Raw genomic sequence first — 18,748 nt, forward strand, 5'->3', positions numbered from 1 at the left:
CGTGCGTCATGAACTACCGCTATCAATGGCAGATCATTGCCAGCCGCGTGCGCGGCTTGATGCAGGCCGCTGAGCTTCACGCGCGGTTCCTGTCCGTTCGGTCTAGCGACTCGTATGGCAGAACAGCGCGCCTTCGCGAAGAAGGTGAGCGCATCATCGCGGAAGTTTCGGACTTCGGCGATCGCTTTCAGAAAGCGCTGCCGCGAGAGGTCACCGCTCGCATTGAGGAGTTTGAGAAAAAGGCGATCCCGTTATTCCAAAAAAAGACGGACGGTACGCCCGACAGTCGCGAGGAGTTGGTTTGGGCGGGACTGGTCACCCTCAGCGCGTTCGAACCGGAAATCTCGTTCCTGCTCGCCGATGTGCAGCAGGCCATCCGGTCAAGATCAGAATTGGCATTTGCGCATTTGCAGAGGTCGATTGTTGTTGACGAAGAATTTCGAAAAAAATGGCAGGCCGCATTCTCTTCCGGCGAAGTGCAGTGCGAAGCGCTCGGCGCCGTTCATCTGCTCTCGCACGGGATTTGGGCCTTCAAAGTCAGCGCGGAGGGAGAGCGCACCGATCTTGTCTATCAGGAAGCGGCTGCACGATTTGAACGTGAGCAAAGCAATGCCGAAGGTCTTGTCCTGACCGAATGGAAGAAAGCTACGTCGAAAAGCCAAGCCGAGGCGAAGTTCAAAGAGGCGCGCGATCAAGCGCATCGATACGGACGCGGCGTTCTCGCGGGCAATGAGCTGACCAGCTATCGCTTCGCCATCGTCGTGTCGGAAGAGCAAGTCCCAATTCCGGACGATATCACTCTCGAAGGTATTGTGTATCGTCATATCAACATTGCCGTGAAACCCAAGCCGCCGTCGAAGAGCTAATCCCGGTGATGGATGGGGAACTATAGCGCCGCTCAATCTCTCCTATGGCTGTCGGCGGCCTTGGTTATCGTCGCACTCGTTGCCGCCTATAGGATGTTGCGGAGGAAGAATATGTATCGGCGCGAACTTCCCCGGGTCTTCGAACTGCATGACCTGGTCATGCCGTCATCTTCGCCGGATGCATATTTTCGTAACTTCGAGCAATCGCTGTCCGAAATTCGTCAAAAGCTGAAGCAGTTCCGCGACATCGAAGCGGATTTGCGGGGGCTGGACGCGGAAGCGTGGGCATTCTTGAAGAGTGAAATAGCGCCATTGCTTAAAGTAAGACATCCGACACGCGGATGGCAGTTTCTGTTCGACAAACTCAACCAGGCGAAAGCGTACAATTATCTGAAGGGCGCAGGATATCCAAATGTACGTTTCATTCCGCCGTCTGCCGTCCCTGGCCAACAAACGCCGGACCTTGAGGCCGATGGCGTGCTCTGCGAGGTCAAGACAATCAATGCTTCCGATGCTGAGGCCAAGCGCAGGCACAGCGGTGGCGTCGGGAGCGTCACCGACCAGTTGGACGAAGGCTTCTTCAGAAAACTGTCGTCCGATCTGAAAAAGGCCAAAGCGCAGATGGTGTCGTATGACGGCGGCGTGAGCAGCAAGCACATCGTCTACATCATCGCCAATTTTGACGACAGCCTGCACGAATATGCAGACCGTTATCAGCCTCAGATCGACAGCTATGTCGCGGCCGATCCGGTGCCGGGGCTTCAACTGGTCGTCTTCGACGTCAAGCCGCCGTTCTACACAGCGATGGCCTGACGCGTCGCAATGCGCTTAGGAGCCATCGCGGCCCAGGCGCGTCACGCGCAAGGTCTCTTCCGCTCGCTGTCGCGGGTGCGGTCTTCTTCTGGACCGGGTCCGAACTCGGTTGCACCACCGAAGATGCGGAAGCCTTCACTTGGAGGCGGATTGCACATCGTTGCGGATAGTACTGCCGCTCGAATTGCCAACAGAGCTGTCGGATCTATGCGCGCGAACTTGCGCGTGGTCGGATCCTAAAATCGTGTGTTAGGGTTCGCCAACGTTCGCCGACGCTTATTCAACGGATCTAAGTCGTTGAAAATCCCCGGCGCTCCCTAGGGGAATCGAACCCCTGTTTCAGCCTTGAGAGAGCATCGTTCGAATCGACCGGGCGATCAAAGACGATGCGGTGGGATCTGTGCCCCTCCTTCCTCAATCCGGACTGCAACTTGAACTTAGAAAGTCAGACTGAATGCATCGGAAGACGCAGCAATTCGGTCGGCCGCCTAGCGAGCACCATAACCAGCTCTACGGTGGTAGCTACTTGGTAGCTACAAAGGACCAGCAGATCTCCGAACTTCCTGTAAGCAGCTGATTTATTTGGTACAGTTGGGTGGGCTCGAACCACCGACCTCCTGTTCCACAGACAGGCGCTCTAACCAACTGAGCTACAACTGCATTTTCGCGCGAGCCGCCCTTGAGGCTGCCTGAAAGGCTTGAAGCACCGAGGGGGCTGGACGGGCCGGAAACTAGGTGCAACGGCCCTGTTTGGCAAGGCCGCAGCTAAGCTAAAATCCGGCCTAAATCACCTTATTCCAAAACAAAACCCGGGCCGCGGGGCCCGGGTTTCTTAACTTATAAGGAGGCCGATCGGATCAGGCGGCGGGCTTGTAGAACTTCGAGGCGCTGGCCTTGATGGGCTCGACGGTCTCGGTAGCAACGCGCTGGCCGAGCTCGGCGAGCTCCTTGGCCTGGGCCTGGAAGGTCTCGAGCTGCTTCCTGGTGTGGGTGTTCCACAGCTCCATCGCTTCCGACGGCGACTTCAGGCCGAGCAGCTCCTGGGCGAAGTCCAGATGCGCGCTGGTGTTGGCCTTCGTGAATTCCATCAGCTTGGCGGTGTACTCGCCAAAGCCCTTGTTGGCGGAGGCGAACACCGCCTCGATGGTGCCGTTCTGGCTCTCGGCAGCATCCTTGAACTTGGCGTAGTTTTCGCGGGCCTGCGACACGCCCTTTTCAGCGAACGCACGCATCTGCTCGGGGACCTCGAACGGAATGATCGAGGCGGAGAATGGATCAGTCGCACCTGTCATGGTTATCCCTCACAATGGTCAAAGAATGAGTGAGCCGTCTGGCGCCCGCCCTCCCAAGATGGCGGGTACGATAGAGGTGGAAACGCTAAAAACGAGATGGCTCGCCCAGCGCCTCCGTTTATCTACGGATATCATGTCAACATTGTGCGTCGCAATGCGACATGAGGTGCAACGCCGCAATTTAATCCCGGCCAGGACGTAGTTCCTGACCAGGGAACCCTGGGGTTGCGCGGTAAATTCTTCCGTCATTCCGGGGCTCGCGAAGCGAGGGCGCGGAATCCATTGGGCCGCAGTGCATCATTGCCACGAAGGAAATGCGCTCTCTCTCCCGCTTGCGGGAGAGGGTTTGGGTGAGGGTGTCTCCGCGTCGGGATTGTCTGAGAACTGCGGAGAAAATCCCTTGGGTGGGGAAAGCCCCCACCCGCCGCGCTTCGCGCGTCGACCTCCCCCGCAAGCGGGAGAGGTGCAGCGAGCCCGCGGCCCGAGCGCGGAATCCATCGGGCCGCAGGACATGCGGGTCGATGGATTCCGGGCTCGATGCTTCGCATCGCCGCGGAATGACATCTCCCAAGCGGCCTCAGTGCTTCGGCTTGGTCGCGTCGATGGCAGCGCGGCTGACGGCCTGGCCCATTTCGCTGGCCTGCTCGGCCAGCGCCTTCATCTGCGCCTGCACATATTCGCTGTGCAGCCGCATGATCTCGGACAGGTCCTTGGCGTGGATCAGCGACTGGGCGTAGTCGAGCGAGGCCTGCACGTTCCTCTCGGCAAAGCCCAGCGCGCGGGCGTTGAGGTCCTTGGCGCCGGCGCGCATGGTTTCGCCGCGCTCCTCGATCGAGCCGGCCGCGGCCTGGGCGCCGCTGAGGAATTTCTCGAAGGCATCACGCGCCTGCTTGAAGCTCGTCTCCGCCATGGATCGCATCTCCTGGGGAATCTCGAAATGTTCACGGGCTGGTTCGCTCATGCTGCCACTCCTGTTGTTTTGGTCTCGGCCTTGTCCGCCCTTCTGGGCTGGCCGTTGTTTTGGAAGCTCCACCAGCTTAGCGGCGTATGGCCTGGCCGGTATGACACCGCGCGATGGCCGGCTTCCGTAGAACCCACAGCCCTTACCCACATCCAACGCGCTGGCGGGCTTGCGGGTTCAGCTAGATTAAGGTTATCGCGGCTTATGGTCGCTTTCCGGGGCCAGCGGCCGTGGACCTGCCCGCGGGCGCAGGCGATACTAACCCTTTCTTAAGGCTGCCATTCCTGCGACGGCCTTGCGATCAAGAGTTGCATGACCACCAAGACAAGCCGGTTGGATGAATAGCTCGGATTTCCAGTTGCGAGGCGTGGACGATCCGCGGCTGGCCGTGCATGCGACCTCCCCCCTGCCGGCTTGGCTGTGGTCGATCGACGGCGCGCGGGTGGTCTGGGCCAATCCGGTCGGCGCAAAGCTGTTCGGCGCGGCCAATGCCACCGAGCTCGCCAAAAAGACCTTCGGGCCGGCCGATCCGCACCGCCGCCAGGTCGCGCAGCTCGGCCGGCGCCTGGCGGCCGGCGGCGCGGTGCGGCTCGAGCGGCTGCGCGGTTTCGGCGCCTCTCTCGGCACGCTGATGACCTGCGCCTGCGCGCGGCTCGAATTTCCCGACGGCAGCAGCAGTGTGCTGGTCGCCGCGATGTCGTCGAGCGGCCGCGTCATGCCGCTGGTGGAACGGCTGCAGCGCCTCGTCGAAGGCGCTGACGTGCCGATGGCGGCCTTCGCACCGGACGGCCTGTTCATCGGCGCGAGCGAGACCGCGCGCACCCTGCTCGGCTTTCCCGATCTCAACGCGGCAGGTCTCGCGCAGGCGCGCTGCGATGCACTCGCGCAAGGGCGGGCCAGGACGCCGCTCGGCATCGGCCACCTGGTGCTGCAACGGGTTGGCTTCGGTGCCGATACCGGCCTCGTCGCGCTGTACGAGCGAGGCGCATTTGAGGCCGCCCAGATGCCGCGCGATGTCGCGCCAGAGACGAATTCCGAGCCGCCGGCCGCCGCGCCCGTTCAATCCGGGCTGCCGGCAACGCCCGCGTTGCCCGACTACGAGCAGCCGGCGCTGGCGAACGAGGCCCCGGCCGAGTTCGCGCTGTTCGACGCTTTCGCCGAGCCGCTCGAAGCGGAGGCAAGGGGCGAAGCGGCGCCAGAGCCGCCCGCAGCCGCAACTGCTGCGAGCGAACAAGCGGTTGATAACCCGGCCGAAGACATTGTCTCGCCCAAAGCCGAGCCGATCAGTGCGGCGATGGACCAGCCGCCCCCAGCTGCGGACGCGCCTGCCACGCCACGCAATCAGCCCATGCGCTTCGTGTGGCAGATGGATGCTGTGGGGCGCTTCGTGCTCGGGTCGGACGACTTCATCCGCCTGATGGGCGCGCGCACCGCCGCCGGCTTCGGCCGGCTGTGGTCGGAGATCTCAGAGGAGTTTGCGCTCGACCCCGAGGGGCGCGTCGCCAGGGCTCTCGCCACCCGCGACACCTGGGCCGGCATCACCGTGAACTGGCCGGTCGATGGCGGCGAGCGGCTACTGGTCGAGCTCGCCGGCCTGCCGATCTATGACCGGCTGCGCAACTTCGCGGGCTTCAAGGGCTTTGGCGTCTGCCGCGATCTCGACGGCCTCAACCGGCTCGATGCGCTGAGGCGCTTCGAGCTGTTCACCGATCCGCCTTCGCCGCTGCGCGTATCGGCCGACACCATCGAGCCGGCCACGGAGCCGGAGCCCGAACCGCCGGTCGTATCAGAGATACCAGAGCCCATTGCCGAACTGCCTGAACCCTTCATCGACGCGAATTCACAACAAGCCGATTTGGATAAGCAAGTGGAAACGCCCCCCAACGTCGTGCCATTCCGCCCGCTCGGCGACAACAAATCGCCGATGCTGACACCGGTCGAAAACTCCGCCTTCAACGAGCTCGCCCGGCAATTGTCCGAGCGGCTCGAGCGCGAAAGGGACGCGGCCGCCGCAATCGTCGAGCCGCAAGAGACGACGCAGGCGATCGTCGAGGAGCCGCCTGCCCCACCCGCAGAGGAGAGGCCGCGCGAACTGGCCGAGTGGCTGGTGACCGAGCCCGAGCCGCCGCCGCGCGGCGAGTCCTTGCGCGACCGCACGCTGCTCGATCTCGTGCCGACCGGCATCCTGATCTACCGGCTCGACCGCCTGCTCTACGCCAACCCCGCGTTCCTTGCGCGCGTCGGCCATCCCAACCTGGGTGCGCTGGAGGAAGCCGGCGGTCTGGATGCGCTCTACGTCGCGCCGGGCGTGTCATCCGAAAGCAGCACGTCGGAGGCCGGCACGCCGGTGACGATCAGCGCGACCGACGGGTCTGACGCGACCGAGGCCCATCTGCACACCATCGACTGGGACGGCGACACCGCGCATGCGCTGATCTGCGCGCTGCCGCCAGCCGCGCCCGTCGTTGCCCAAGCCGTCACTGCTGCGGAAGAGCCCGAGCCTGAGCCCGAGTACGAACCCGAGCCGGAGCTCGAACCCGGCCAAGCCAATGCGGAAGATCTCGCCGCGATTCTCGACACCACGGCCGAGGGCATCATCATGTTCGATGCCGAAGGCAATATCCATGCCTGCAACCGCAGCGCCGAGGCGCTGTTCGGCTATGACGGCGAGACGCTGCTGCAGCAGAACCTCACGACGCTGTTCGCGCCGGAAAGCCAGCGCCTCGTCATCGACTATCTCGAGAGCATCAGGAGCGGCAATATCGCGAGCCTGCTCGACCATGGCCGCGAGGTGCTGGGCCGCGAGTGCAAGGGCGGCGTCATTCCGCTCGCCATGATCATGGGCCGCACCCAGCCGGACGGCCCGAACTTCTTCGCCGTGTTCCGCGATCTCTCCCAGAGCAAGAAGGGCGAGAGCGAATTGAAGCAGGCGCAGCGCCTCGCCGACGGCGCAGCGAACGCCAAGGCCGACATGCTGGCGCGCATCAGCCACGAGATCCGCACGCCGCTCAACGCCATCATCGGGTTTGCCGAGGTGATGATCTCCGAGCGTTTCGGCGCGCTCGGCAACGAGCGCTACGGCGACTATATGAAGGACATCCGCGCCTCCGGCGAGCGCGTGATCGCCATCATCGACGATCTCTCGGAGCTTTCGCGGATCGAGACCGGCAAGCTCGATCTCACCTTCGGCAATCTCAACCTCAACGATCTCGTCGAGGCCTGTGTCGTGGTGATGCAGCCGCAGGCCAACCGCGAGCGCATCATCATCCGCACCTCGCTCGCGCATGCGCTGCCGCAGGTTTCGGCCGATGCCCGCGCGCTGCGGCAGATCACCATGAACCTGGTCGGCAATTCGATCCGGCTCGCCAGCGCCGGCGGCCAGGTCATCGTCTCGACGGCACTCACCGACCGCGGCGAAGTCGCACTTCGCATCCGCGACACCGGCCATGGCCTTTCCGAGAAGGAAGTCGCCGCCGCGATGGAGCCGTTCCGAACCCCGCCTCCGCTGGATGCCTCGGAAAGCGCCGGCCTCAGCCTGTCCCTGATCAGGGCGCTGGTCGAAGCCAACCGCGCCCGGTTCAACATCAAGAGCGCGGCGAATACCGGCACGTTGATCGAGGTGGTGTTCGCTCCGTCGCTGGCGAGGGCTTAGCGCGCGGGCACCGCGGCGCGCGGAATCGCCAGCGCGCGGCGTTTGCTGCCGACGAGCAGCGGGCCGAAGGCGATCGCAAAGCCCGCGAACGCCGCGGCCCAGCCGAATGCTGCGACATGCAGCAGCACCTCGCTATGCGCAGGCTGGACCACCGCGCAGACCCGCGCCAGCGCCGCCACGACGATCGCGGCATAGATCGCTTGCGTCGCGACGGAGGCCGTCAGCGCCTGACCGGTATGGCCGAGGGTTGCACGCGTCATCACCGCAAGCGTCATGGTGCCGGCCGCCCCCGCCATCCAGGCGTGAATGCCCGCGCTTGGCGGCAGCGCGCCGAAGGCGGCCGCCGCGTGCAGCAGGAAGCCGAGCGGCACGAAGGCGTAGCCGATATGCAGGACCAGCAGCAGCCGCTCGCCCGTGGTGCGATCGCCGGCCCAACGCGCAAGACGCACGATGTGCAGCACGCCGGCCAGCGCCATTGCAACGCCCGTGAGCGCACTCAGCGGGCTCGCGATCCAGCACACGAGCGCCAGCGCGCTCAAGGCGATCACGCCGCCGTCGAAGCGGCCGAACGGCACCGGCAGGCGGCCCGGATTCATCTTGACCAGCCAGTTCCGCGTAAAGCTCGGGATGATGCGGCCGCCGATCAGCTGTAACAGCAGCACGACCACACTGATGCCGATGCGGATGCTATAGTCCGCGGCGCCCGCGATATGCGCCTCCAGATGGAACGCGACGTTGCCGGCGAGCAGCAACGCCACCAGCAGCACCACCGGCAAGTTGCGCCAGTTTTTTCCAGCGGCGATCTCGCGCAGGGCGGCGGCGACGACCAGCGCAAGGAACGCAGCATCGACCGCGAGCGCAACGGCCCAGCCGAGCCCGGCCGAGCACGTCACCGCGATGCGGCCCGCAAGCCATACGATAACCAGGGCCGCGAGCGGCGTGCCCTGGATCGGCAGCCGCCCGGTCCAGTTCGGGATCGCCGTGAACAGGAATCCCGTGATCACGGCCGGCAGGAAGCCATAGAGCATCTCGTGCACATGCCAGTCGCGCGGCGAGAACGCGGAACTCAGCGACAGCTCGCCGTAGAACAGCGGCAGCCAGACCAGGATCGAAACTGCCGCCTGGATCGCGGCCAGCAGGAAGAACGGGCGAAAGCTGTGCGCCAGCAGCGGCCAGCCTTGGTGGTTGCGGGTACGGGCGCCAGCCATATCGGTAAACTCCGGCTCAATCGGGCTTTGCACACAAAAATACCGGCGCTGGACCGGCCAGTTTTGCGCTAACGCAAATTGCCGGCCGAATGGCGTGCAATCACAAAGTCCTGAACGCCCGCGCCATGGAGGCAGAATGGCCAAGGTCGACCCGTCACTGGTTGCGCATTTGCCGCTGTTTGCCGGCTTCACGAACGATGAGCTCGAGGAGATCCTGCGCGAGGCGCGCTCGTCACGTCATCCGAAGAACAGTGCGGTCTTCGCGCAAGGCGAGGACGCGCATTCCTTCTTCCTGTTGCTGCACGGCCATGTCCGCGCCGCCAAGACCACGCCGACCGGCGAGCAGATCGTGGTGCGCTATGTGGCGCCCGGCGAGACCTTCGGGCTCGCAATGGCGATCGGGCTCACGCAATATCCGGCAACCGCGACCGCGGTGGACGACAGCGTCGTGCTGGCCTGGCCGACCGGCGCCTGGCCGCGGCTGGTCGAGAGGTTCCCTCCGCTCGCGACCAACACGCTTCAGACCGTCGGCACGCGCTTGCAGGAGAGCCACACCCGCGTGCTGGAGATGTCGACCCAGCAGGTCGAGCAGCGCGTCGCGCATGCGCTGCTGCGGCTTGCCAAGCAATCCGGCAAGAAGCTCGACCACGGCATCGAGATCGATTTTCCGATCAGCCGCCAGGACATCGCGCAGATGACCGGCACCACGCTGCACACCGTGAGCCGCATCCTCAGCGGCTGGGAGAGCCAGGGCCTAGTCGAAAGCGGCCGCCAGCGCATCATCCTGCGCGAGCCGCACAAAATCGTCGTGCTGGCCGAGCAGAGCGCCAACGGCGGACGCTGACTACGCCGGCACGCTCTCGCAGAGCGCGGACAGGAACTTTGCGCGATCGATGCCATGCTCGCGGCAGGCGTCGTCGACGGTGTGGAAGCAGGCGATCGGACAGCCGACGCACGCCATCCGGAATTCCAGGAACACGCGGATCGTGTGCGGCGCCGAGCGCATGATGTCGTCGACGAGATCGTCAGATCGGAAGGGCATGGGCAACTCCGTTCCGATGGGACGATAGCGGCCCTCCCAGCAACCTCTTTGTTGAAGCGCAAGCTGGCGCCAGTTCCTCCGCCCGTCATTCCGGGCTCGCGCTGTCGCGCGCCCTGGAATGACAGTGGGAGGGAACCTACACCGCCCGGCTGTGCAGCTGCTTGGCGGCGTCCAGATGCGCGTCGAAGGCGGCGGCGACGCTGCGGACGAGGAAGCGGGAATCCCTGGCGACCGCGAGCTGGTTGCCGTCGAGCCTGACCACGCCGTCGGAGATCAGCGTCTTCAGCCGCGGCGTGGATTGCAGCATCGCGTCGGCCCTCGCGCCATGCCGGGCGCAGATCGCGCCGAGATCGGCGCCGTAGTCGCACATGATGCGCTCGATGATGTCGGCGCGCAGCCTGTCGTCGCCGGTCAGCGCGTAGCCCTTGACGGTTGCGAGACGGCCGGCCTCGATGGCCTTCGCATAGGCGACGATCGACACCTCGTTCTGGACATAGCCCTGTGGCAAATGGCCGATCGCGCTGGCGCCGAAGCCGAGCAGCACGTCGCTCACATCGGTCGTGTAGCCCTGGAAATTGCGGCGCAGGGTCTTGCTCTCGAAGGCCAGCGCCATGGCGTCGTCGGGCCGCGCGAAATGGTCGAGCCCGATCTGCACATAGCCGGCCTCCTTCAGCGCGCTGGCGATCGCGCAGGCCTGGTCGTGGCGTGCCGGGCCGTCGGGCAGGACCGCTTCGTCGATCTTGCGCTGGTGCTTCTTGAAGGTCGGCACATGGGCATAGCCGAACACCGAGAAGCGGTCGGGCTTAAGCTCGAGGCTGCGCCGCACGGTCTCGAGACAGGAGGCGATGGTCTGAAGCGGCAGCCCGTAGATCAGGTCGAAATTGACGCCCTTGATGCCGGCGCGTCGCAAGGTCTGCGTGACGGCAGCGGTCTGCTCGAAGCTCTGCACGCGGTTGATCGCAAGCTGCACGCGCGGATCGAAGCTCTGTACGCCGAGGCTGGCGCGGTTGACGCCGGCAAGCGCCAGCGCGTCGGTCATCTCTTGCGTCAGCGTCCGCGGATCGATCTCGATCGCGATCTCGGCCGACGGCAGCACGAAGTACACCTGCCGGATCGCCGCCATCAATTCGGTGAAGGCCTCCGGCGCCATGATCGTCGGCGTACCGCCGCCGAAATGGATGTGTGCGACCTTGATGCGGCGGCCGATGGTGTCGGCCACCAGGTCGACCTCGCGACGCAGCGTCCGCTGATAGGCGGCGATCAGATCGTCGCGGCGGGCGATCTGGGTATGACAGCCGCAGTACCAGCACATCTTGCGGCAGAACGGCACGTGCAGATAGAGCGAGGCGCTGACATTGGTGGGAAGCTCGGCGAGCCATTGGCCGTAGGCCTCGGCCTTGACCGCGGGCGAGAAATGCGGAGCGGTCGGGTAGCTCGTATAGCGCGGCAGACGTTCGTCGCCATAGCTCGCCGCCAGATCCGCTCTCATGTCCTGATCCATTCCTGATGTTGAGGTCTTAATGGGACGCGCCCCGCAAGTGCTTCTGCTACCCCGGATTTGGCCGTTCCACCTTGCGCTCGCTCAAAGTGCCGCGGAATTGGAACGTCGGAACTTTGCGCTCGCGCAAAGCGCGTACGGCGGTTTCGGCGCTAGCTGCGCGTCTCCAACCAAGGGAAACATCCGTCATGAAACATTCCAAGCGCGCATTCGCCTGCGCGGCCGCGCTGTCGTGCCTTTGGTCGCAACCGGCGCTGGCCGGTGATGCGAGGCATGGCGATCTCGTCATCAGCAAAGCCTGGAGCCGCGCAACGCCCGGCGGCGCCAAGGTCGCCGGCGGCTATCTCACCATCGAGAACAAGGGAGCTGCGCCGGAGCGGCTGAAGGCGGCATCGACGACGCTCGCCGCCAAGACAGAAATCCACGAGATGGCGATCAACAACGGCGTCATGACCATGCGGCCGCTCCACTCCGGCCTTGCGATCGCGCCGGGACAATCCGTCCAGCTCGCGCCGGGCGGCGGACATCTGATGTTCGAGGGCCTCAAGGCGCCGCTGCACCAGGGCGATCAGGTGCCGGTCACGCTGTCATTCGAGCACGCCGGCGAGGTGAAGGTGACGCTCGACGTGCAGGCCATCGGCGCGCAAGCGCCAGAGCAGTCAAACGCCGCGCAAGCGCCGGAGCAGACAAACAACGCGCAAGCGGCGGCGTCTGCAAATCGCACGGAAGCCATAACGGCTGCGCCCGCGCCAGCCGCCAGCGAAGCGGACGAAAGCTTCTTCACCCATCTGCATGCCGAGAAGGCGATGGCCAACGTCACGGTCTCGCCGGGTCGCGCCGGTCCGGTCGAGATCGCGATTCAGCTTGAAGATGCGAATGAGTTGCCGCTCGCAGCGAGCTCCGTCTCGGTCACACTCGGCAATATCGAGCATGGCGTTGCGCCTGTCACTGCGAATGCAGAACGCGTCGGTCACGATCAATGGCGCGTAACGATGTCGGCGCCACTGTCCGGACGCTGGTCGCTCGGCCTCGACATCCACATCACGCCGTCGGATGCGGTTAACGTCGTCTCACCGATCCTGCTTCGGTGAACGACCTAAGTAGTGCTCCGGAGGCAAATCAGGCGAAAGGTTGTTGCAGCGCAAACTCTCTTGCACCAGGAAGCGCAGAGTGGGTCCCGTCATCAAAACCTTTTCAGATGAAGGATGCTTCCGATGCTAACCCGCAGAGCCGCATTGATCAGCGCCGCCGCGACCGCCCTGATGCTGGCGACCCCCGCTCTTGCCGCCGACGATCTCAAATTGCCGCGGCAGAGGGTCGAGCTGGTCGCACCGCCCTTCGTGCATGCGCACGAGCAGGCCACCAAGCAGGCGCCTAAGATCATGGAGTTCACGCTCACGATCCAGGAGAAGAAGGTCGTCATCGACGAGAAGGGCACCACCTTCCAGGCGATGACCTTCAACGGCTCGATGCCGGGCCCGCTGATGGTGGTGCATGAAGGCGACTATGTCGAAGTGACGCTGGTCAACCCCGCCACCAACACCATGCCGCACAACATCGACTTCCACTCCGCGACCGGTGCGCTCGGCGGCGGCGCCCTCACGCTGATCAATCCCGGCGAGCAGGTCGTGCTGCGCTGGAAGGCCACCAAGACCGGCGTGTTCGTCTATCACTGCGCGCCGGGCGGCGCGATGATCCCCTGGCACGTCGTCTCCGGCATGAACGGCGCCGTGATGGTGCTGCCGCGTGACGGGCTGAACGACGGCAAGGGCCACGCGCTGAAATACGACAAGGTCTACTACATCGGCGAGCAGGACATGTATGTGCCGCGCGACGAGAAGGGCAACTTCAAGTCCTACGACTCGCCCGGCGAGGCCTACACCGACACCGAGGAGGTGATGAAGAAGCTCGTTCCCTCCCACGTCGTATTCAACGGCAAGGTCGGCGCACTCACCGGCAAGAACGCCCTGACCGCCAATGTCGGCGAGAACGTGCTGATCGTGCACTCGCAGGCCAATCGCGACAGTCGCCCGCATCTGATCGGCGGCCACGGCGATTATGTCTGGGAGACCGGCAAGTTCAGTAACGCGCCGGAGACCGGGCTCGAGACCTGGTTCATCCGTGGCGGCTCGGCGGGCGCAGCGCTGTACAAGTTCCTGCAGCCCGGCATCTACGCCTATGTCACGCATAATTTGATCGAGGCCGCCGACCTCGGTGCCACCGCGCACTTCAAGATCGAAGGCAAGTGGAACGACGATCTGATGACCCAGGTGAAGGCGCCTGCGGACATTTCGGCCCCGACCAACTAGCGCGTACGAGGGGCCGGTGATGAACCGGCCCCTTCTTCTTTCGGGGGACTCCCATGCTGATCGCATTCAAGCTCAAGCTGGCGCTCGCCTGCGTCGCCGGATTTGCAACGCCGCTTGCCGTTGCGCCTTTGATGACCGATGTCACAACGCGCGGCGCGGCAAGCGAGCCGGCGATGGTCGAGATCGCCGCCGGCAGTTTCGCCTATCGTGCCGCAGGCGATTTCACCCGTGCGGGCCAACAGGCGGAAGCGCCGCTGCGCAAGTTACGCTTTGCAAAGCCGCTTGCGATCATGCAGCAGCAGGTGTCCTCCGCCGATTATCAGCTCTGCGTGCACGACGGCGCGTGCCGCGCGCTCGACCGCGACGTCGTGGTCGCATCCGATCGCCCCGCGGTGCAGGTGAGCTGGCACGATGCGCAGGCCTATGCCGGCTGGCTGTCGCGCAAGACCGGCAAGAGCTGGCGCCTGCCGAGCGATGAGGAATGGGCATTCGCTGCCGGCAGCAAGTTCAGGGATGACAGCTCCCCAGTCGACGCCGCCGATCCCTCAAAACGATGGATCAGCCGCTACGAGCGCGAATCCGAACGCGACCGGTCGGACGCCGCAACCTATCCGTTCGGCAAGTTCGGCCCGAACGAGCATGGGATCTTGGATTTCGCCGGCAATGTCTGGGAATGGACCTCGACCTGCTTCGTGCGCGACCGGGTGGACGAGAACGGCAATGCGGGCCGTCAGACCATCAATTGCGGCGTACGCGTCGCCGAGGGCGCGCACCGTGCTTACGTCACCGACTTCATCCGCGACGCCCGCGCCGGCGGCTGCGCCCAAGGCGTCCCGCCCGCCAATCTCGGCTTCCGCCTGGTTCGCGAGGAGACGTCGTGGGTGGCGAGCGTGTCGCAGCGGTGGGGCAGGGTTTGGGCCGTGAGGTCGTAGCGGCACTCCGTTGTTGCAAGCGCATGCGTGCCCCACCCTCGGTGTCATCGCCCGACTTGATCGGGCGATCCAGTACTCCGAGACGGTCATGCTAGAATCGATAGGCCGCGGCGTACTGGATGCCCCGCCTTCGCGGGGCATGGCAGCGTCAAATGCGGAAGGCGCGCGGCGTCAACAACGCGCCGTCGAGGGAACTACCCCGCAAACGAAAATGGCCGGGACGAGCCCGGCCACATCGGCAACGATCAAATTCGCAGCTTACGTGTTCTTCAGCGCGACACGAAACTCGGCTTCGGTCTTGGACTTGACCTCGTCGAGCGTGACGCCGTCTGCGAGCTCGATCAGGGCCATGCCGCCGTCGCCGTGCTTGTCGATGGTGAAGACAGCGAGATCAGTGACGACCATGTCGACGACGCGCTCGCCGGTCAGCGGCAGGGTGCAGCTCTTCAGGAGCTTCGCGCCGTCCTTGGCGGAATGCTCCATCACCACCACGACACGCTTGACGCCGGCGACGAGGTCCATTGCGCCGCCCATGCCCTTGACCATCTTGCCGGGGATCATCCAGTTGGCGAGGTCGCCGTTCTGGGCCACCTGCATGGCGCCGAGGATCGACAGGTCCATGTGGCCGCCGCGGATCATGCCGAAGGAATCCGCGCTCGAGAAATAGCTGGTCGACGGCAGCTCGCTCACGGTCTGCTTGCCGGCGTTGATGAGGTCGGCGTCTTCCTCGCCCTCATACGGGAAAGGTCCCATGCCGAGCATGCCGTTCTCGCTCTGCAGGCTGACGTCCATGCCGTCGGGGATGTAGTTCGACACCAGCGTCGGGATGCCGATGCCGAGGTTGACGTAGTAGCCGTCACGCAATTCCTTCGCGGCGCGCGCGGCCATCTGTTCACGGGTCCAGGCCATCTTATTCTCCTGTAGTCCTTAGTTGCGCGTGATCTTGCCGGAAAACCGGTCTCCACTTTTCCGGATCATGCGCTCAAGCTGCCGGGCGCGGGCGGGTGTTGCGGAATTCGATGCGCTTCTTGGCCGTGCCGACCTCGACGATGCGCTTCACGAAAAGACCAGGCGTATGGATGTGGTCGGGATTGAGTTCACCGGCCGGAACCAGATGCTCGACCTCGGCCACCGTGATCTTCGCGGCGGTCGCCATCATCGGGTTAAAGTTGCGCGCGGTCTTGCGGTAGATGAGGTTGCCGGCAGTGTCGCCTTTCCAGGCGTGGATGATGGCGAGGTCGGCGAACAGGCCGCGCTCCATCAGGTACTTCTGGCCGTCGAACTCCTTCACTTCCTTGCCCTCGGCGATCAGCGTGCCGACGCCGGTCTTGGTGTAGAAGGCCGGGATGCCCGCACCGCCGGCGCGGATGCGCTCGGCCAGCGTGCCTTGCGGGTTGAATTCGAGTTCCAGCTCGCCCGCGAGGTACTGCTGGGCGAACAGCTTGTTCTCGCCGACATAGGACGAGATCATCTTCTTGATCTGCCGGGTTTCCAGCAGGCGGCTGAGCCCGATGCCGTCGACGCCGGCATTATTGGAGACCACCGTCAGGCCCTTGACGCCGGAGTCGCGGATCGCGTCCGAGAGCGCCTCGGCGATACCGCAGAGGCCGAAACCGCCCGACATGATCATCATGCCGTCCTTGAGAATGCCATCGAGAGCCGACTTGGCGTCGGGATAGACCTTGTTCATGCCGGGAAACCTTGGGTGTGAGGCGTTAAGCCCGTTGTTGGCCGGGATTATTAGGCGAAATGATCTTGAGCCGTCAATGATACGGGGTTTTACGCGCCCGGCTGCGGTGGTAGAGGCTGCCCACGCCGTGGGCATAACCGCCTCCGCGGCCTTGAAAGCGACAAGAAAACCCATCAAGTTACGGGACTTGACGTTAAGGACTTGCGCGCGGAGCGTGTTGGGCTCCCGACTCGGCCAGTTGAGCACCCGACAACACGACCCGATCAGGACATGCCATTGACGATGGCCCAAGGAATGAAGCGCCTGGGGACGCCGATTGCGGCGCTGCTCGGCATCGTGCTGATCGCCCTGGTCGCGACCTCCTGGCTTATCAACCGCGACGCGCTGCGCAAGGCGGTGGAGGGCCAGATCCGCGCCGTCACCGGGCTCGAGCTCAATGTCGCTGGCGCCATCGACATCTCAGTGCTGCCGGCGAGCTACGTCTCCTTCCATGACGTCAGCCTGAAGGGCCCCGGCGGGCACAGCGATCCGGCTCTGCATGTCGACGTGCTCACCGCGAATTTGCGCCTGCTGCCGCTCCTCCTCCAGCGCTTCGAGATCGCCGACCTGATGCTGCTGCGGCCGCATATCCACGTCAGCCTCGAGGCCAATGGCGACAGCAACTGGACCCCCTTCATCCAGACCATCGCGCGCACCATGACGCCGGGCGCCGACAACCAGGTGTCGTTCTCCGAGATCCGGGTCCAGGACGGCGTGCTCGACTACGAGGACGTCGCCAGCCACAGCACCGAAAAGCTCGAGGACATCGACCTTTCGCTGGCCTGGCCCTCGATCTCGCGCTCCTTTGCCGCGACCGGGCAGTTCGACTGGCGCGGCGAGCGCGTCGACGGCTCGATCAGCTTCTCCGATTTCGTCGCAGCGCTCTCCGGCGACCGCTCGGGCCTGAAGGCGCGGATCACCAGCCCGCCGCTCAAGCTCGCCTTCGACGGCAGCGTCGCCAACCGCACCAGCGCGATGATGGAAGGCACGCTCACCATCGACAGTCCGTCCCTGCGCAACGCGCTGCGCTGGACCGGCCAGCCGCAGCCGGGCAGCGGCGGATTCGGCCGCTTCGCGCTCAAGGCGCGCGCCAACGTGGTGGGCGCCTCGATCGCGCTCACCAACGTCAATGTCGAGCTCGACGGCAACGTCGCCGAGGGCGTCATGACCTACGCCAACAACGGCCGGCAGACGCTCCAGGCAACGCTCGCAGCCGACGCGCTCGACTTCACGCCCTACATCTCCACCTTCCGCCTGCTGGCAAGCGGCGCGCGCGACTGGAACAGGCAGCTGTTCGACCTCAACGGCCTGTCGACCACAGATCTCGACATGCGCCTGTCGGCGGCGCGGCTGACGGTCGGACCGTCGAAACTCGGCCGCACCGCGATCGGCGCGAATTTGCGCAACGGCACGCTGGCGCTCTCGGTTGGCGAGGCGCAGGTCTATGGCGGCATCGCCAGGGGCTCGTTCGGGATCGCGCGCTCCGACACGGTCGCCGACGTCAAGGCGCAATTCCAGTTCACCGACGTCGATCTGCAGGCCTGCACCTCCGAGCTGTTCGGCATCAACAAGCTGTCCGGCCGCGGCAACATCAACGTGTCCCTGGTCGCTTCCGGCTCGAGCCCGTTCGGCCTCGTGCAATCGCTCGACGGTACTGCCTCGGTGACCGGGCACGACGGCGCGATCTCCGGCTTCAACGCCGAGCAGCTGCTGAAGCGGCTGGAGCGGCGGCCGCTGTCGGGCGGCGGCAATTTCCGCAGCGGCTCGACGCCCTACAACAACATGACGTTGTCGGTGAAATTCGCCGACGGCATCGCCACCGCCGACGACATCCACATCGAGGGACCGACGGCAAAGATCACGCTGACCGGCACCGCCTCGGTGCCGACGCGCGAATACGACATGAAGGGCGTGGCGAGCCTGAACGGCGCGTCCGGCTTCGAGCTGCCCTTCGTCGTGCAGGGGCCCTGGGACGATCCGCTGATCTTCCCCGATCCGGAAAGCCTGATCCGCCGCTCGCCGGCGTCCGCGCCGTTGCTCGAATCCGTGCGCAATCCCAAGACGCGCGACGCCGTGCGCTCGGTGCTCGAGCGCTTCACCGGCGCCAAGCCCGCCGCCCCCGATGCCGCGGCGGCACCGACCGCGGAGAACGCGAAGGAAAGCGTCAAGGACGGCGCGAAATCCAACTAGCGCTACTACGTCACAAGCATTCCCTTCCTCATCCTGAGGAGCGCGCAACGCGCGTCCCGAAGGATGGCCGCGCGTAAGATCCGGGCCTTCATGGTTCGCCCGGCGATGCGGCGCATCGTCCGGAGACGCGCTCCGGCTCCTCACCATCAGGGTCTTGTGACGCAGCAGGACTAGCGGCGCGCAACCAACGCAGCGCGAATTGATTGCCGTGAATTGATGCGTCGATTGGATCGATGGCGCGACATTAAGACTGTTC

General features: G+C 64.7%; 14 protein-coding genes, 1 tRNA gene and 1 pseudogene. 8 read left to right on the forward strand and 8 right to left on the reverse strand.

Going from position 1 to position 18,748, the window contains the following annotated elements; translation table 11 throughout:
- Positions 1 to 8 precede the first annotated feature (8 nt).
- Together NLN62_RS12630 and NLN62_RS12635 are read left to right on the forward strand one after the other, a co-directional pair.
- Positions 9 to 866 carry a hypothetical protein gene (locus tag NLN62_RS12630; RefSeq protein WP_254109016.1) on the forward strand — a complete coding sequence of 286 codons (858 nt, stop codon included), beginning with the start codon at positions 9 to 11 and terminating at the stop codon, positions 864 to 866.
- Between the two features lie 111 nt (positions 867 to 977).
- On the forward strand, positions 978 to 1,679 hold the full coding sequence (locus NLN62_RS12635) for a hypothetical protein (RefSeq protein ID WP_254109017.1): 702 nt from the start codon (positions 978 to 980) through the stop codon (positions 1,677 to 1,679).
- 583 nt (positions 1,680 to 2,262) lie between these two features.
- Here NLN62_RS12635 and NLN62_RS12640 read toward each other — a convergent pair.
- The 3 genes from NLN62_RS12640 to NLN62_RS12650 form a co-directional block, all read right to left on the reverse strand.
- Positions 2,263 to 2,339: transfer RNA gene (locus tag NLN62_RS12640), tRNA-His, on the reverse strand.
- 197 nt (positions 2,340 to 2,536) lie between these two features.
- A complete protein-coding gene (locus NLN62_RS12645; protein ID WP_027525203.1) occupies positions 2,537 to 2,971 on the reverse strand; it encodes a phasin in 435 nt (144 codons plus the stop codon).
- Between the two features lie 577 nt (positions 2,972 to 3,548).
- Positions 3,549 to 3,932 (reverse strand): phasin family protein, encoded by a 384-nt coding sequence (locus NLN62_RS12650; RefSeq protein WP_027525202.1) that lies wholly within the window; start codon positions 3,930 to 3,932, stop codon positions 3,549 to 3,551.
- Positions 3,933 to 4,269: 337 nt separating this feature from the next.
- On the opposite strand from NLN62_RS12650, the gene NLN62_RS12655 reads away from it, so the two are divergent.
- Positions 4,270 to 7,584 (forward strand): PAS domain-containing protein, encoded by a 3,315-nt coding sequence (locus NLN62_RS12655; RefSeq protein ID WP_254109018.1) that lies wholly within the window; start codon positions 4,270 to 4,272, stop codon positions 7,582 to 7,584.
- On the opposite strand, the gene NLN62_RS12660 is transcribed toward NLN62_RS12655, so the two are convergent.
- Positions 7,581 to 8,792 carry an NnrS family protein gene (locus NLN62_RS12660; protein WP_254109019.1) on the reverse strand — a complete coding sequence of 404 codons (1,212 nt, stop codon included), beginning with the start codon at positions 8,790 to 8,792 and terminating at the stop codon, positions 7,581 to 7,583. The genes NLN62_RS12655 and NLN62_RS12660 overlap by 4 nt on opposite strands.
- Positions 8,793 to 8,928: 136 nt before the next feature.
- On the opposite strand from NLN62_RS12660, the gene NLN62_RS12665 reads away from it, so the two are divergent.
- Positions 8,929 to 9,636 carry a Crp/Fnr family transcriptional regulator gene (locus NLN62_RS12665; protein WP_254109020.1) on the forward strand — a complete coding sequence of 236 codons (708 nt, stop codon included), beginning with the start codon at positions 8,929 to 8,931 and terminating at the stop codon, positions 9,634 to 9,636.
- Here the strand turns inward: NLN62_RS12665 and NLN62_RS12670 are convergent, their stop codons facing one another.
- On the reverse strand, positions 9,637 to 9,834 hold the full coding sequence (locus NLN62_RS12670) for a DUF1858 domain-containing protein (protein WP_254109021.1): 198 nt from the start codon (positions 9,832 to 9,834) through the stop codon (positions 9,637 to 9,639). It lies immediately after the preceding gene.
- A 136-nt stretch (positions 9,835 to 9,970) separates the two neighbouring features.
- Entirely contained in the window at positions 9,971 to 11,323 is a 1,353-nt protein-coding gene (hemN, locus tag NLN62_RS12675) for an oxygen-independent coproporphyrinogen III oxidase (protein WP_254109022.1), read from the reverse strand.
- 197 nt (positions 11,324 to 11,520) lie between these two features.
- On the opposite strand from hemN, the pseudogene NLN62_RS12680 reads away from it, so the two are divergent.
- The 3 genes and pseudogenes from NLN62_RS12680 to NLN62_RS12690 form a co-directional block, all read left to right on the forward strand.
- A pseudogene (locus tag NLN62_RS12680) lies at positions 11,521 to 11,985 on the forward strand (copper chaperone PCu(A)C); the annotation flags it as partial.
- A 561-nt stretch (positions 11,986 to 12,546) separates the two neighbouring features.
- A complete protein-coding gene (gene nirK / locus NLN62_RS12685) occupies positions 12,547 to 13,641 on the forward strand; it encodes a copper-containing nitrite reductase (protein ID WP_027525196.1) in 1,095 nt (364 codons plus the stop codon).
- A 53-nt stretch (positions 13,642 to 13,694) separates the two neighbouring features.
- Complete coding sequence (locus NLN62_RS12690) at positions 13,695 to 14,573, forward strand: SUMF1/EgtB/PvdO family nonheme iron enzyme (protein WP_254109023.1); 879 nt, start codon at positions 13,695 to 13,697, stop codon at positions 14,571 to 14,573.
- A gap of 258 nt (positions 14,574 to 14,831) precedes the next feature.
- Here the strand turns inward: NLN62_RS12690 and NLN62_RS12695 are convergent, their stop codons facing one another.
- Together NLN62_RS12695 and NLN62_RS12700 are read right to left on the reverse strand one after the other, a co-directional pair.
- Positions 14,832 to 15,482: a CoA transferase subunit B gene (locus tag NLN62_RS12695; RefSeq protein ID WP_027525194.1), complete on the reverse strand. Its 651-nt coding sequence runs from the start codon at positions 15,480 to 15,482 to the stop codon at positions 14,832 to 14,834.
- Between the two features lie 73 nt (positions 15,483 to 15,555).
- A complete protein-coding gene (locus tag NLN62_RS12700) occupies positions 15,556 to 16,263 on the reverse strand; it encodes a CoA transferase subunit A (protein ID WP_254109024.1) in 708 nt (235 codons plus the stop codon).
- A gap of 282 nt (positions 16,264 to 16,545) precedes the next feature.
- Between NLN62_RS12700 and NLN62_RS12705 the strand changes: the two genes are divergently transcribed.
- Positions 16,546 to 18,492, forward strand: coding sequence for an AsmA family protein (locus NLN62_RS12705; protein ID WP_254113473.1), 1,947 nt, complete (start codon positions 16,546 to 16,548; stop codon positions 18,490 to 18,492).
- Positions 18,493 to 18,748 lie beyond the last annotated feature (256 nt).

This window comes from Bradyrhizobium sp. CCGUVB23, from assembly GCF_024199885.1.
Lineage (GTDB): Bacteria > Pseudomonadota > Alphaproteobacteria > Rhizobiales > Xanthobacteraceae > Bradyrhizobium.